The organism is Sporosarcina sp. resist, from assembly GCF_014302295.1.
GTDB classification, from domain to species: domain Bacteria; phylum Bacillota; class Bacilli; order Bacillales_A; family Planococcaceae; genus Sporosarcina; species Sporosarcina psychrophila.
In genome coordinates this window covers 3,408,007-3,422,323 of the sequence record NZ_CP060287.1, presented here as the reverse complement: position 1 = coordinate 3,422,323, position 14,317 = coordinate 3,408,007, and the positions used below count along the sequence as shown (strand labels likewise).

The following is a 14,317-nucleotide window of genomic DNA, read 5'->3' as shown; positions in this document are numbered from 1 at the left end:
AGTGAAACTGTGAGGGCAAAGCGGAAAACTGTAATGGCAACGCCGAACTGTAATGCCAATCAGTGAAACTGTGAGGGCAAGGCGGAAAACTGTAATGGCAACGCCGAACTGTCACGTCAACGCTACAAATAAAAAGGGCTGTTTCCTTCAATCGAAGGAAACAGCCTTTTTTCATATTTGGAATTAATGAATCATACGATAAACGCCAACTACCTTACCTAGAATTGATACGTTATCAAGGATGATTGGATCCATTGAAGCATTCTCAGGTTGCAGACGGAAATAATCTTTTTCTTTAAAGAAACGTTTCACTGTAGCTTCATCGTATTCGGTCATTGCCACGACAATCTCGCCGTTATTTGCTGTCTGTTGTTGTTTAACGACAACATAGTCGCCATTCAAAATTCCGGCCTCAATCATACTGTTACCAACTATTTCAAGCATGAACAGATTGTCTTCCGATGTACCAAAAGATTCAGGTAGTGGGAAGTACTCTTCGATATTTTCAATAGCTGTAATTGGAAGACCAGCCGTAACTTTACCGACAAGAGGTACGTGAAGAACGCCGGGTTTCAACGTTTCTAAGCCTTCTGGATCGAGTACTTCAATTGCTCTCGGTTTTGTCGGGTCTCTTCTAATGAAACCTTTGCTTTCCAATCGCGCTAAATGCCCGTGAACAGTCGAACTTGATGCCAAACCGACAGCCTCGCCAATTTCTCTCACGGATGGTGGATAACCTTTTTTCTTCACTTCAGATTTAATGAAAGACAAAATATCTTCCTGCCTTTTTGAAATTTTTTGCATCCTATTCACCTCTCACCTTATATTCTGCTAATTTCCGAAAGTCGTAAAATAAATTCCCGACAATCTAGTCTTTTCGATAGATTCATTATATCAGTCTCTTGTATAAATGGCAAACACAGGTTCGAATAAGTGTTGACAAACTCATTTTCCTTTTCTATAATGAGAACAAGTATTCCGAACAAGTATTCGTAAGGGGGAGTAATGATGACTTTTATTAAAAGAAATAGCTATGTTGTACTTATTATCGTTTTATGTATGGTTTTTGCAATTATAGGTGTAAGTAAATACGAGAAGGAACAAATGGTCACGAAAATAACAATTACTGAAGGGGATACGCTTTGGGGTCTCGCTTATCTTCACTCGGATAATATGTCTACAGATAAATGGATCAAAGAAGTGATAAAATTGAATGACCTATCATCTGCTACAATAAAAAGAGGCGAGGATCTACTTTTGCCTGCTGTACGGACTGTGGGGGAAAACAATACACAACTGGCGGGTGTTAATCGATGACAGGGCACTATAAAAGATGTGTCATCTATTGCCGGGTGAGCACTGAGAAAGAAACGCAGGAAATGTCACTGGTGAGGCAAGAAGAGGAGCTTGTGGACTTGGCAACTGAACTCGGTCTCGAACATGTCGCGACATTTATGGATAAGCATAGCGGTTTTGACATTGACCGTGAGGGGCTTCTAAGTCTGCTGGATTACATCCGTGACGAGGAAGTCGATGCAATCCTAATCCAAGACGAAACAAGACTTGGACGTGGAAATGCAAGGATGGCAGTTTTACATCTATTGGCAAAAACGGACACGGCGATTTATTCACATAATGATAGCGGACCTATAGCACTCAATGAAATGGATACAATGTTACTTGAGATTTTAGCTATCGTCGAAGAGTACCAGCGCAAACTACATAACGCCAAAATCAAAAGGGGCATGAAACGCGCAGTAAGGGAGGGCTATCGACCCGAGCGTAACTTGAAAAATAGGGGTAACGTGGACGGTCGTGAACGGATTGAAGTGCCGATAGCTGAAATCGTTTCATTGAGGGACAAAGGACTAACCTATGAAGAAATTACTGGTGTCTTGAAAGGACTCGGGCATGATATTAGTAAAGCGACCGTGCATCGCAGGTATAAAGAATATGAGGTGGAGCAGGAAGGCTGATTTATTGCACTTTCTGCTCTTTTTGTATACGTTTGTAGTCATAAACTATAATGGAGGAAATAATATGCTATCAGCTGATAAAATGAAACGAATTAATGAACTATCAAAAAAATCGAAGACGGCAGGTCTGTCGGTCGAAGAAGCCAAAGAACAGACACAACTGCGAAAAGAATATCTAGAGACATTTCGTTCATCAATGCGCAATACAATTGAGAATGTCAAAGTTCTTGATACTGAAGGCAATGATGTGACACCTGATAAGGTGAAAGACGCCCGTGGCGGAAAATATCTAAACTGAGCTTTGCATTAACTGCACGAATTGTCTAAACTAAGATATGTAGATAATTACATATGACGGGAAGGATGTACACAATGACTAAACAAATTGATCAGCTAGCCATTAACACAATCCGTACGCTCTCTATTGACGCAATCGAAAAAGCGAATTCTGGACACCCAGGTTTACCAATGGGGGCTGCTCCAATGGCCTATACGCTTTGGACGAAGCATATGCATCACAACCCTTCAAATCCACAGTGGTTTAACCGTGACCGTTTCGTTCTCTCCGCAGGACACGGCTCAATGCTTTTATACAGTCTTCTTCATCTTGGTGGTTATGGACTTCCGATGGATGAAATCAAGAACTTCAGACAATGGAACTCTAAAACACCGGGACATCCCGAATACGGTCATACAGTCGGTGTCGAAGCAACAACTGGCCCACTTGGACAAGGTATTGGTATGGCAGTCGGAATGGCAATGGCAGAACAACACCTTGCTGCAACGTACAATCAACCAAGTTTTGACGTTGTCGACCACTACACATATGCTCTATGCGGTGATGGCGATCTCATGGAAGGCGTTGCTGCTGAAGCAATTTCACTTGCAGGTCACTTGCAGTTAAATAAACTGATTGTCCTATATGATAGCAATGATATTTCACTAGACGGCGAGCTTGACATGTCTTTCTCTGAAAATATTCGTAAGCGCTTTGAATCATATGGTTGGAATTACATCCGTGTTGAAGACGGTAACGACATTGGCCACGTTTCATCAGCTATCGAAGAAGCTAAAGGCAATGTCGGTGGTCCGACAATGATCGAAGTTAAAACGGTCATCGGATACGGATCACCAAACAGATCTGGAAAATCAGATGCGCATGGTATGCCACTTGGTGAAGATGAAATGAAATTGACAAAAGAATATTATAAATGGACGTTCGAAGAAGATTTCCATGTACCTGAAGGCGTCTATGAAACATTCCAAGAATCTGCCGAGAAATTGGGCGTGCAAAAAGAACAGGAATGGAACGAACTTTTTGAAAAATACGAAACGACACATGCGGACCTTGCGAAGCAATTGAAAGATGCAATCGAGCGTAAACTACCTGAAGGCTTCGAAAAATCTTTGCCGACGTATGAAGCGGGTTCATCCCACGCGACACGTTCTGCATCTGGTGACGCTATCAATGCGATTGCTAAACAGCTTCCTTCGTTCTTTGGTGGAAGTGCGGACCTTGCAGGTTCTAACAAGACGACAATTAAGGGAGCAGGAGATTTCCTTGCTACCGATTATTCCGGCCGTAATATTTGGTTCGGTGTTCGTGAGTTTGCAATGGGAACAGCGTTAAACGGAATGACTTTGCACGGCGGATTACATGTATTCGGTGGGACGTTCTTCGTGTTCAGTGACTACGTACGTCCCGCTATCCGACTTTCATCTCTGATGGGTATACCTGTCACATACGTATTCACACACGACAGCGTAGCTGTTGGTGAAGACGGTCCTACACATGAGCCAGTTGAACAACTTGCTGCGCTTCGTGCGATGCCTGGATTGTCAGTTATTCGTCCGGCTGACGCTAACGAAACTGCAGCTGCTTGGAATATTGCAGTGTCGTCGAAGAACTCGCCAACTGCACTAGTATTGTCTCGTCAAAACTTGACTGTCCTTCCGAAGTCAGCTGAACTTGCGATGGAAGGCGTCAAAAAAGGAGCTTACATCGTATCCCCTGCAAGCAAAAAACAAGCGGACGCAATTTTAATTGCAACCGGTTCTGAAGTTAGCTTAGCGGTATCTTCACAGGCGAAACTATTAGCTGAAGGAATCGATGTTACTGTTGTTTCAATGCCTTCGTGGGACCTGTTTGAGAAACAAGACGATGCATACAAACAAAGCGTATTGCCGAAAGACGTAAAAAAACGTCTTGGTATCGAAATGGGTGTTTCATTAGGGTGGCATAAATATGTTGGTGACGAAGGCGCGATCATTGCGATTGATACTTTCGGAGCAAGTGCACCTGGAGATACTGTCATCAAAGAATTTGGCTTCACAGAGGACAATGTTCTTGCAACTGTGAAAATGTTAATCAACAACTAAAAATAAATGAAACAGTCCCGATCGCCGAAGAAACTCTGGCAATCGGGACTGTTTTTCAAGACTACTTGACAGAATTTTTAGTTATCCATCTTTTCCGACAATAATAGTGCAGTTCTATTCCGCAATATGACAACCTTTTTATATCAAACCATGTAGGATTATCTCTAGGGGGTGGCGATATTGCGATCATACGGAATTTATAAAGTGAAAGAAATGTACCAGCCATTCGTCATTGGACGTGAACGGCTGTTGTATGACCTATTAAAAGAAGATGAGCAGAATAATGATTGTATGCCTGAAGTCCATTACTTATGTGACAGGCTTGAAGAGAAAATGATTGATGAGGCTATCATTGCAAACCTTGGCGAAGGATTTACGTCGATTGAATCCCGAAATGGGGAATACAAACTGACGCATCCCGTCAAAGGATCCATTCTTATTTCGTTATCATCGTATTCGCTTAATGTCTTTTGCGACGGATCCCGCATGCTCGATTTAGATTTGTTTGTTGCCTTATCTGGGGCGGCAGATCGCTTCTTCGCTGTTATGGATGGGCACGGGGAATGGGGATGGCTGAAACCGGTCAAAACGACTGATTTTCGTTCATATGAAGAAGCCGCATATCTTTGACATGATATTTATAGGATAGGGACAAAAAGGACCCAAATCTCAAAAATAGGGTCTATTTTGTCTGTTTAAATAGTGTGAAGTAAGAAATGCTATTATGCGATGATTAGAATATTTAATTGTGGTCCATTGCTATTCACTAGTGCAATGTTGTATAATCCATCATGGTAGAGTAAAATCGAATAACTGAAGTAGAGGAGGTATAGCGGATGACTACAGTATGGTGGATCGTTTTGATCATCGTCGCGCTATTAGCAGGTGTGGCCCTCGGATTTTTCATTGCACGTCAATATATGATGAAATATTTGAAAGATAACCCACCGATTAATGAAGACATGTTACGTATGATGATGATGCAAATGGGACAAAAACCCTCACAGAAAAAAATCAATCAAATGATGAACCAAATGAACAAAGTAAGTGACAAAAAAGATAAAAAGGTTAAAAAGTAATTACGTAATACCCGTTATTAATTGGGTTGTAAAGGATTAGTGAAAAGGAAAGCCTGCAAATTTTTATACATAGGTTAATCTTTCACCTGAAATTTACTCGGATTACTTAAACTTTCTACCGATCACTTAATAAGCCATTTTTTCTGTTGAACGCTTGACAGGAAAGATGGTTTTTTGTTGTCTAGGAATATATTGATTTCCTACTGAGGATAAGTAAACGCTCGGGTGTATGATCGGTCGTGTGTAGTTTATGCTCGGTCCGCGTGGGATATGATCGGTCGAGTGTCGTTAATGCTCGGTTGGCGTGGCATATGATTGGTCGAGTGTCGTTAATGCTCGGTTGGTATGGGATATGATCGGTCGTGAGTAGTTTATGTTCGGTTGGCGTGGTATATGTTGGTCGTGTGTCGTTTATGCTCGGTTGGCGTGGTATATGATTGGTCGTGTGTCGTTAATGCTCGGTTGGTATGGTATATGATCGGTCGTGAGTAGTTTATGCTCGGTCGGCGTGGGATATGCTCGGTCGTGTGCCGTTAATGCTCGGTTGGCATAAGATATGATTGGCTGTGGATAGTTAATGATCGGTTCGCATAGGATATGATTGATAGCGGGGCATTTATGATCGGTAGCAAAGTATTTACGTTTGGTCACGCAAAAAAAGTTAAACAAAAACCCCGAATTTCGGGTCTTTTTTCAAAGTGTCCGAAATTCGGGGTACAGTTCAATGGTTCATAACTTGTTTATTTCTTCAATCTCTAAATTTAAACCGTCCTAGAAATTCCTGTACTGTTTTTTCGTATTGCACAGGATTATCATTGAACGATTTGGCGTGGGCACCTTTTTTAAAAAGTTTCAACATTTTGTCGCCTTGCTTTGCTTCGTACAATTCCTCTGTCATATAGGGAAGGATGAAATCGTCTTCCAAACTGTGGATGAACAGAACCGGTTTAGTAATGTTTCTGACGACTTCTCGCGGAGAGACAAGGTTCAGGGTGTAGCCATCGCGCATTTTAAGAAAGACGTTGGCAACACGTAGAGCCATTGATGATCGTATAGGTGTATTTGTCCGTAAAATATGAAGAATCTGCTCGGAGAAATCAGAAAACGGACAATCGACGATATGAAAATTTGCTTCATCCTTAAAGGTTCCCGCATATAATATCGTCGTTGCAGCACCCATTGATTCACCGTGGATGCCGAGCAATGCTCGCTTTCCAATTCGTTCCCGTACCGCACGGACAATTACCTGTAAATCAATCTTTTCATAATATCCAAAACTTGTCGTCCTTCCTCCTGAATCACCATGTCGTCGATGATCATAAATGACAGAATTAAATCCAAGACGTTCAAAAAGACGGGCATATTTCATTGAATTGATTTTATTTTCCGTTACGCCGTGACAAATGATTACCGTTCTTGCCGTTTCAAGTGGTTTCAGAAAGACCGCTTTCAATAAATAACCGTTTGGTGACTCAATCCACATATTGTCTTTGCGCACTGTTTCATACCAATGTTCATCGAACCGTTTCGAAATAATTTCACGTTCTAAAATAAAGTTGGAATCCTTCAACTTCAAAAACATCAGTCTATTCGTTGCGAGAAATCCGAAAATGCTCAGTAACGCTGTAACAATGCTAGAGATCACACCGGTTATATAAAGAACGCGCCGTTTCAACCCACTCAACTCCCTTTACAGTTGATCGTTCTCAAACAATCTGTACATTCCTGTGTCAATTGGCCGTGACACATGCGGCGCAATCACTTGGACTGCTTGACAAACTTTTTTTACATCGACACCGGTTTCGATGCCGAGCGTATCGAGCATGTTGACAACATCTTCAGTCGCAACATTGCCTGTTGCACCAGGTGCGAATGGACAGCCACCCAAGCCGCCTGCAGACGTATCAAAACGGTTGATACCTGCTTGTAGCGCAGCAAAAATATTTGCTATCGCCATTTTGCGTGTATCGTGGAAATGAGCTGTCAACAGTACGTCTGGAAATTCCTCTTTCAATGTCTTGAACAACTCATAACTTTCACGGGGATTCGCCTTCCCAATCGTATCGGCGACACTAAGTTCGTTCGCACCCATGGCGACAAATCGTTTACAAAGTGCGACGACATCCTCTATCTCTATCTTCCCTTCATACGGACAATAAAACGCAGTTGAAATACAAGCCCGTATAAAAACGTCATTTATTTTTAATTTCGCAAAGACGGGCTGAAGCGCATCGATGCTTTCAGCGGTTGTTCGGTTAATGTTTTTTTTGTTAAATGTATTGCTCACCCCAACGAACACGGCAATACTGGTCGCACCAGCTTCAATTGCAAGCTCAGCACCTTTGTCATTCGGTGCAAGGACGAATTGCCTGCCGACCTTTTTTGACTTTTCTACAATCGTTTTTGCATCCGCCATTTGCGGCACCCATTTCGGTGATACAAACGAAGTTAGCTCCATTTCTTGAATGCCTGCCCCTTGTAAAGCCTCAATAAATGCTAGCTTATCATTTTCATTGACATGTTTCTTTTCGTTTTGTAGCCCATCGCGTGGACCAACCTCGATTATTGTGACGTTGTTTGGTAAAATGAACATATCATCCCTCCTCTAGTATATTGTAATGAAGGGATGCATATACAGGCAACTTAAATAAGGGAATGGGGGAAAAGAAATGTCGAAAGAAGTCGTAATCATCAGTGCGGTTCGTTCTGCTATCGGATCGTTCCTTGGTTCATTGAAAGATATACCGGCAACAGATCTTGGGGCGACAGTTATTAAAGAGGCATTGAAACGTGCAGGGGTGGCACCAGAGAGCGTTGACGAAGTAATCATGGGGAATGTCCTGCAGGCTGGATTAGGTCAAAATCCGGCGCGACAAGCGGCAATGAAAGCGGGACTACCTGAAACCGTTCCTGCTCTGACAATTAATAAAGTTTGTGGCTCTGGATTGAAAGCTGTGCATCTTGCACGTCAAGCAATTATTGCAGGAGATGCGGATATTATTGTCGCAGGCGGTATGGAAAACATGAGCCAAGCCCCATACATAATGAAAAATGGCCGAGAAGGCTTTAAAATGGGGGACCAAAAAATTATCGACAGTATGATTTCAGATGGACTTTGGTGTGCATTCAATGATTATCATATGGGCATCACAGCAGAAAATCTTTGTGATCGATATTCAATTACCCGTGAAGAGCAAGATACATTTTCGGCAGCATCACAACAAAAAGCGGCGGCAGCAATTGAAGCCGGAACTTTCGCAGAAGAAATCGTTACGATTGAAATCCCGCAGCGAAAAGGCGATCCTATCCTTTTCGATCAAGACGAATACGTCAAAGCCGGAACAACTGCAGACAAGCTCGGTAAACTGCGACCGGCATTCAAAAAAGATGGCAGTGTAACAGCCGGAAATGCTTCAGGTATTAACGACGGTGCAGCAGCATTCGTTATTATGTCGAAAGAAAAAGCAGACGAGCTTGGCTTGACGCCACTAGCAACAATCGTAGCGAATGGTAATGCGGGCGTCGATCCTTCAGTTATGGGTCTGGGTCCTGTGGAAGCCGTTAAAAAAGCACTCACTAAAGCCAATATGCAACTATCCGAAATTGATTTGATTGAAGCGAACGAAGCATTTGCAGCCCAGTCAATCGCGGTCGGAAAAGAACTTGAATTTGACGCATCAAAACTTAATGTTAATGGCGGCGCAATAGCACTTGGCCATCCAATCGGGGCTAGTGGGGCACGCATCCTAGTTACACTTCTTCACGAGATGAAACGTCGTGATGTGAAATCCGGACTTGCTACGCTATGCATAGGTGGGGGACAGGGAGTCGCAACGATTGTTACACGATCATGAACGAGAGTAGGTGAAAAGAATGGCGAAAAAACGTAAACAAACTGCACCTCAGCCGAAAAAAAGAGACAATGAAGGATCGGTATTTTCCGATGCACTTGATGATGATATTCTTGAAAAATTGAAAGCGGCAAAAAAGGCATTGTCAGCTGCTGAAGAGACGAAAGAAGAGGAACGCCAAGAGCAAATTCGCCTTGAACGCAAAGAACGTGAGAAAAATAAAAGTTTTGGAGAACTGCTCCAAGAGTTCGGAGATACTGGATCGAAGTTTTAAATGGTAGCACCGGCTGCAATTTGGCTGGTGCTTTTTTTGGGGTGTCTTGTTCCCATACTATCCAACGAGAGCGGTAGAGTGTCCAACCATTACGCCGAACTAGTCCAACAAACGTGGTGGTTTCCAACCATTAAGCTGAAGTGTCCAACCATTATCCCGAAGTGTCCAACGAACGTAGTGGTTTCCAACCATTAAGCTGAAGTATCCAACGAACGCGTTAAAGTGTCCAACCATTACATCGAACCGTCCAACAAACAAAAACGCTGCCCCTTGGGTTACGGGACAAGCGTTAGATTTATTTCTTTGCCATTTGCTCTTGCGCCATTCTCACCATTTCTTTCACCATATTTCCACCAATCGATCCGCCGATTTTCCCCGCCTGTTCCGACGTTAGTTTTCCGTTATAGCCCTTCGATAGTGGAATGCCGAGTTCCTCCGCAATTTCGAATTTCACGTTATTGGGTGCAGATTTATCCACGTCGTAGCCTTGGGCTTGCATGACGTCCGCTTTCAGCTGATCTAACGCTTGTCGTGCACCAGGTACCAAAATTCTATTATTGCTAGCCATTTTATCTCCTCCAGTAAGCTGTAGTGTCCCCAAAATACAGGAAAACACACTGCAAATCGAATTCAGTACACTCTTTCGCAAGTAAACAAATTTCACTTCTTTCATTTATCAATCAATTGGTTGATAATAATCGTACACAAACCGTGTGATGGGACATAAAAGGAGAAATTAATGTTGTCTATAACTAAACTTAAAAATAGTATCGGAACTACTGGTGTCACTTACGTTGTAATTGCTTTATTGACCGCGATTGCCAGCGAGATTAAAGTGATTCCTTTCAACGGGGAGAATTTCCGTTTCGGATTAGGAAGTATTACGTTCTTTTTACTCATTCTTATTCGTCCTTCTATTCCATTGATTCGAACGGGTCTTATCACGGGGATCACGGTGGTTTGTTTCCGATTAATTGGCGATTTTACGACTGAGACTATTTCATTTTGGGCAAGTTTACAAAATCACCTGCCTGCATTTTTGTATTATGTGCTATTTGCAATCGGATTTAGCATTATTAAAATTGAACCATACAAAGCGTTTCCATTACTTTTGGGCGCATGGGCTCTCCTTTTTGAATTTATCGGAAATAGCGCGGAGCATCTTATGCGCTATTTATTGTCAATGCATGTGGATTTAGGTTTTCGTGAATGGGCATTAATAGCTGGGACGGCTTTGTTTCGCAGTTTTTTTGTAGTGGGACTTTATAGCATGATCACGGTATCGGAACAAAAGAAACAGATGCAAGAAATGCTTGGCGTGGGTGCAGACTTATATGCGGAAAGTCTTTATCTACAAAAGTCATTGGACCATATTGAGCAAATCACGGCAGCGAGTCATGAGTTGTATCGGAAATTAAAAAAGGAAAATCTTCAAGAGTTAAGCGTGCAAGCATTGCTTATCACGCAAGAAATACACGAAGTGAAAAAAGACACGCAGCGGATTCTTTCTGGGATTTCCAGTATATCTACAGAAAAAAGAAATGATGTCCTCTTACTTTCGGAAGTGCTAAGCTTGGTTGTTACCGCAAATGATAAATATAGTATTTTGCTTAGGAAAAAAATCGCTTTTCAACTATCGCTTTCAGTTGATTTCGAGACGACTCAACAAATCCCGTTGCTCGCACTATTGAATAACCTTACCGCAAACGCAGTTGAATCCATTGAGCAGAAAGGCGAAATTACAGTAACGGTATACGAAGAAGCGGCATACACCCATTTCATACTAAAAGACACGGGAATAGGGATTTTAGAAGAGGATTTACCAATTATTTTTGAAGCGGGTTATACGACGAAATTTAACAATCATGGCGTTGCCGCAACGGGAATCGGCTTGTCTCATGTGCAACATATAATACAAACGCTTGAAGGTCAAATTCAAGTAGAGTCTTTGGATGAAGAGACGATTTTTCAAATCCGAATTCCAACGAAGAACATTAGAAAGTGAGATGAATCAAGTTGCGCTATTTTATTATAGATGACGATACGGCCAGTCGAAAAATGTTGGCGAAAATAATTACGGAAGGTGAATTAGGTGTTGTCATTGGTGAGGCGGAAAGCGGAGTCAAATCACTCTCACTTGTCCATTCAACAAACCCAGATTTTGTCTTGATCGATTTATTAATGCCTGAACTTGATGGAATCGAAACGATGGAACATTTAAGAACACTGGGATTCCAAGGCCAATTCATTATGATTTCTCAAATTGTAAATAAGGAAATGGTTGGGGAAGCTTATGAAAAAGGTGTTGAGTTCTTTATACATAAACCAATTAATCGTGTTGAAGTGCAGAGCATCCTAAGGAAAATGTCAGAACAGTTCCGGCTGAAAAATTCGTTAATGTCTATTCGAGAATCATTAGCTCATATCGGTTCAACTGGAGTTTTACCGAAGAGGAAGAGCGTAAAAGAAATTGTTTATTCATTGTTAAATGAGTTAGGTATTATCAGCGAACCAGGTAGTGAGGATATGGTTTTGATGATGGAGTTTTTAATGAATCGTAAAGAGTCGAGCACTCAATTTCCTTCATTGAAAGATCTTTATGAGGCTGTAGCTAGTTCAAATACAACAGAGAACAAGGATATAAAGAAAGAAAGTAAGTCGATTGAACAACGAATCCGGAGAACGATTCTAACAGCAGTCACGAATTTGGCTTCATTAGGGTCAATCGATTATATGAATCCGAAGTTTGAATATTATGCGCCTCGCTATTTTGAATTTGAGGAAATACGGCGACGGATGAAAGAAATTGATCAAAACAGTAATGAATCAACGAAAGTGAAAATAAATATAAAGAAATTCCTTCAAGTGATGTACTTTGATACGGTTGAAAAACACAATCAATCTTAACGTACAAAACTAAGTTCATTAGGAAGAATACTGTAGTTATTACATTACGAAGAAGGTTTTAACTAATCTATTAAAACGAAATGTCGGATTTTGTCGGATTTTATAATGCCCACATATAATTGCTTACAAGTTCTAAAAAACGAATTCGTAAGCGTTTTCATATTTTGAAAAGAGGTGGGTACATGAAAAAATTTAAATTTACATTGGCGTATCAAATTTTACTAGGTTTAATATTAGGAATTACAGTCGGAGCAGTTTTCTTTGGCAACCCTGCAGTTGAAAAGTATCTGCAACCCATAGGGGACATGTTTATCCGGATGATTAAAATGATTGTTGTTCCCATTATTATTTCAACTTTAATCGTTGGGGTTGCGGGTACAGGGGATTTGAAAAAATTAGGTAAACTCGGTGGTAAAACACTCCTTTACTTTGAAATTGTTACAACAGTTGCGATTATTGTTGGTTTGTTAGCAGCAAATCTATTTAAACCAGGTGTCGGTTTGGATATCTCTACAATGGAAAAAGGGGATATTTCACAATACGTACAAACAACTGAAGAAGTATCGAATAATGGCATTATGGATATTATCGTGAACATTGTTCCGAGCAATATTATCCAGTCGATGGCTGAGGGTGACATGCTCGCAATTATTTTCTTCTCTGTCCTATTTGGTTTAGGTGTTGCGGCAATTGGTAAGAGAGGGGAGCCAATACTTGCCTTCTTCCAGGGAACCGCAGATGCGATGTTCTGGGTAACGAATCTTATTATGAAATTTGCCCCATTTGGTGTGTTTGCATTAATCGGTGTAACGGTTTCAAAATTTGGACTAGAATCCTTAATTCCGCTCGGGAAATTACTCGTTCTGGTGTACGCAGTTATGGCGTTCTTTGTAATAGTGGTACTAGGAGCTATTGCTAAAATGTGCGGGACAAGCGTTTTCCACCTTATCAAAGTCTTGAAAGATGAGCTATTGTTGGCTTATTCCACATCAAGTTCGGAAACGGTATTACCAAAAGTGATGGAGAAAATGGAGAAATTCGGATGTCCGAAAGACATTGTTTCCTTTGTCATCCCAACAGGCTATTCCTTTAACTTGGATGGCTCTACACTTTATCAAGCACTTGCAGCGATCTTCATTGCACAAATGTATGGAATTGAATTAAGTATTATGCAACAAATTACGTTGATGGTCGTGTTAATGGTTACTTCTAAAGGGATTGCGGGTGTACCTGGCGTTTCCTTCGTTGTACTACTCGCGACGCTTGGAACTGTGGGAATTCCGCTTGAAGGACTTGCCTTCATCGCTGGGATTGACAGAATTCTAGATATGGCAAGAACAGTTGTCAATGTAATCGGTAACTCATTGGCAGTCGTTGTAATGTCCAAGTGGGAAGGCCGATTTGATGGCGGTATGGAAAAAGAATACATGGCGACAATTGGTAAACCTAGCGTAAGCCAATAAGAAATCGTCAATACCAAACACTATAGTACACAAAAAAGCATGGCCCTCAAACTAAGAGGACCATGCTTTTTTTCCATTCCCCAATAAAGGGGGTGCACTCGGAAAATTTGATAGTTTTTTCAATCATACAAACTGTTCTTTCTGACGAATAATCATGTAACTCTCGTCAGTGCAGTTTGATAGGGCTGACTCAATTAGCCATTTCGGCGATGCAGTCGCAAGATGGTTGGTACGCGATCTGCTTTTTGAAGTCAGTCTTCAAGTTGCACTTCCACAAAAAACGTAACGCTTACTGCTTAGTAAACACATAGAGATTGGAACCTAATCACTCGGTTCTTGAAAAGTGTACCTCTCGCCAGCAAAGCAAATTTTCCGCCAAGGCTGTGCA

Annotated in this window: 16 protein-coding genes; 11 read left to right on the top strand and 5 right to left on the bottom strand. The window is 41.5% G+C overall.

The window, feature by feature from the left end; translation table 11 throughout:
- Positions 1–183: 183 nt before the first annotated feature.
- Entirely contained in the window at positions 184–804 is a 621-nt protein-coding gene (lexA, locus tag H7992_RS16775; protein ID WP_067211062.1) for a transcriptional repressor LexA, read from the bottom strand.
- Between the two features lie 201 nt (positions 805–1,005).
- Here lexA and H7992_RS16770 point away from each other — a divergent pair, with 201 nt between their 5' ends.
- The 6 genes from H7992_RS16770 to H7992_RS16745 all read left to right on the top strand — a co-directional run bounded on the left by H7992_RS16770 (position 1,006) and on the right by H7992_RS16745 (position 5,434).
- A complete protein-coding gene (locus H7992_RS16770) occupies positions 1,006–1,317 on the top strand; it encodes a cell division suppressor protein YneA (RefSeq protein ID WP_187045352.1) in 312 nt (103 codons plus the stop codon).
- The gene (locus tag H7992_RS16765; protein ID WP_067211058.1) at positions 1,314–1,976 is read left to right on the top strand and encodes a YneB family resolvase-like protein; all 663 of its coding nucleotides are present in this window, start codon (positions 1,314–1,316) and stop codon (positions 1,974–1,976) included. Before H7992_RS16770 ends, H7992_RS16765 begins: the two co-directional genes overlap by 4 nt.
- 64 nt (positions 1,977–2,040) lie before the next feature.
- Entirely contained in the window at positions 2,041–2,274 is a 234-nt protein-coding gene (locus tag H7992_RS16760; protein WP_067211055.1) for a DUF896 domain-containing protein, read from the top strand.
- 74 nt (positions 2,275–2,348) lie between these two features.
- Positions 2,349–4,355, top strand: a complete 2,007-nt coding sequence (gene tkt, locus H7992_RS16755) for a transketolase (RefSeq protein WP_067211052.1) — start codon at positions 2,349–2,351, stop codon at positions 4,353–4,355.
- A 180-nt stretch (positions 4,356–4,535) separates the two neighbouring features.
- Positions 4,536–4,985, top strand: coding sequence for a sporulation inhibitor of replication protein SirA (gene sirA, locus H7992_RS16750; RefSeq protein ID WP_067211050.1), 450 nt, complete (start codon positions 4,536–4,538; stop codon positions 4,983–4,985).
- A gap of 206 nt (positions 4,986–5,191) precedes the next feature.
- Positions 5,192–5,434, top strand: coding sequence for a YneF family protein (locus H7992_RS16745; protein WP_067211048.1), 243 nt, complete (start codon positions 5,192–5,194; stop codon positions 5,432–5,434).
- A 748-nt stretch (positions 5,435–6,182) separates the two neighbouring features.
- On the opposite strand, the gene H7992_RS16740 is transcribed toward H7992_RS16745, so the two are convergent.
- Together H7992_RS16740 and H7992_RS16735 are read right to left on the bottom strand one after the other, a co-directional pair.
- Positions 6,183–7,109: an alpha/beta hydrolase gene (locus H7992_RS16740; protein WP_067211046.1), complete on the bottom strand. Its 927-nt coding sequence runs from the start codon at positions 7,107–7,109 to the stop codon at positions 6,183–6,185.
- Positions 7,110–7,124: 15 nt separating this feature from the next.
- The gene (locus H7992_RS16735) at positions 7,125–8,027 is read right to left on the bottom strand and encodes a hydroxymethylglutaryl-CoA lyase (RefSeq protein WP_187045351.1); all 903 of its coding nucleotides are present in this window, start codon (positions 8,025–8,027) and stop codon (positions 7,125–7,127) included.
- Positions 8,028–8,103: 76 nt separating this feature from the next.
- On the opposite strand from H7992_RS16735, the gene H7992_RS16730 reads away from it, so the two are divergent.
- Together H7992_RS16730 and H7992_RS16725 are read left to right on the top strand one after the other, a co-directional pair.
- Positions 8,104–9,288 carry an acetyl-CoA C-acetyltransferase gene (locus H7992_RS16730; RefSeq protein WP_187045350.1) on the top strand — a complete coding sequence of 395 codons (1,185 nt, stop codon included), beginning with the start codon at positions 8,104–8,106 and terminating at the stop codon, positions 9,286–9,288.
- Positions 9,289–9,307: 19 nt separating this feature from the next.
- The gene (locus H7992_RS16725) at positions 9,308–9,559 is read left to right on the top strand and encodes a DUF3886 domain-containing protein (RefSeq protein ID WP_067211039.1); all 252 of its coding nucleotides are present in this window, start codon (positions 9,308–9,310) and stop codon (positions 9,557–9,559) included.
- A 99-nt stretch (positions 9,560–9,658) separates the two neighbouring features.
- Here the strand turns inward: H7992_RS16725 and H7992_RS16720 are convergent, their stop codons facing one another.
- Positions 9,659–9,817 (bottom strand): hypothetical protein, encoded by a 159-nt coding sequence (locus tag H7992_RS16720; RefSeq protein ID WP_187045349.1) that lies wholly within the window; start codon positions 9,815–9,817, stop codon positions 9,659–9,661.
- Between the two features lie 37 nt (positions 9,818–9,854).
- Complete coding sequence (locus tag H7992_RS16715) at positions 9,855–10,127, bottom strand: alpha/beta-type small acid-soluble spore protein (protein WP_187045348.1); 273 nt, start codon at positions 10,125–10,127, stop codon at positions 9,855–9,857.
- A 174-nt stretch (positions 10,128–10,301) separates the two neighbouring features.
- Here H7992_RS16715 and H7992_RS16710 point away from each other — a divergent pair, with 174 nt between their 5' ends.
- From H7992_RS16710 to H7992_RS16700, 3 genes are all read left to right on the top strand, one after another.
- Positions 10,302–11,564, top strand: coding sequence for an ATP-binding protein (locus tag H7992_RS16710; protein WP_231885692.1), 1,263 nt, complete (start codon positions 10,302–10,304; stop codon positions 11,562–11,564).
- 11 nt (positions 11,565–11,575) lie between these two features.
- Positions 11,576–12,466: a response regulator gene (locus H7992_RS16705; protein ID WP_067211031.1), complete on the top strand. Its 891-nt coding sequence runs from the start codon at positions 11,576–11,578 to the stop codon at positions 12,464–12,466.
- 182 nt (positions 12,467–12,648) lie between these two features.
- The gene (locus H7992_RS16700; protein WP_067211029.1) at positions 12,649–13,929 is read left to right on the top strand and encodes a cation:dicarboxylate symporter family transporter; all 1,281 of its coding nucleotides are present in this window, start codon (positions 12,649–12,651) and stop codon (positions 13,927–13,929) included.
- Positions 13,930–14,317: the final 388 nt, after the last annotated feature.

Bases quoted from the DNA above. Each gene is read 5' to 3' on its own strand.
- lexA (WP_067211062.1), bottom strand. From the start codon at position 804: ATGCAAAAAATTTCAAAAAGGCAGGAAGATATTTTGTCTTTCATTAAA.
- H7992_RS16770 (WP_187045352.1), top strand. From the start codon at position 1,006: ATGATGACTTTTATTAAAAGAAATAGCTATGTTGTACTTATTATCGTT.
- H7992_RS16765 (WP_067211058.1), top strand. From the start codon at position 1,314: ATGACAGGGCACTATAAAAGATGTGTCATCTATTGCCGGGTGAGCACT.
- H7992_RS16760 (WP_067211055.1), top strand. From the start codon at position 2,041: ATGCTATCAGCTGATAAAATGAAACGAATTAATGAACTATCAAAAAAA.
- tkt (WP_067211052.1), top strand. From the start codon at position 2,349: ATGACTAAACAAATTGATCAGCTAGCCATTAACACAATCCGTACGCTC.
- H7992_RS16745 (WP_067211048.1), top strand. From the start codon at position 5,192: ATGACTACAGTATGGTGGATCGTTTTGATCATCGTCGCGCTATTAGCA.
- H7992_RS16735 (WP_187045351.1), bottom strand. From the start codon at position 8,027: ATGTTCATTTTACCAAACAACGTCACAATAATCGAGGTTGGTCCACGC.
- H7992_RS16730 (WP_187045350.1), top strand. From the start codon at position 8,104: ATGTCGAAAGAAGTCGTAATCATCAGTGCGGTTCGTTCTGCTATCGGA.
- H7992_RS16725 (WP_067211039.1), top strand. From the start codon at position 9,308: ATGGCGAAAAAACGTAAACAAACTGCACCTCAGCCGAAAAAAAGAGAC.
- H7992_RS16715 (WP_187045348.1), bottom strand. From the start codon at position 10,127: ATGGCTAGCAATAATAGAATTTTGGTACCTGGTGCACGACAAGCGTTA.
- H7992_RS16700 (WP_067211029.1), top strand. From the start codon at position 12,649: ATGAAAAAATTTAAATTTACATTGGCGTATCAAATTTTACTAGGTTTA.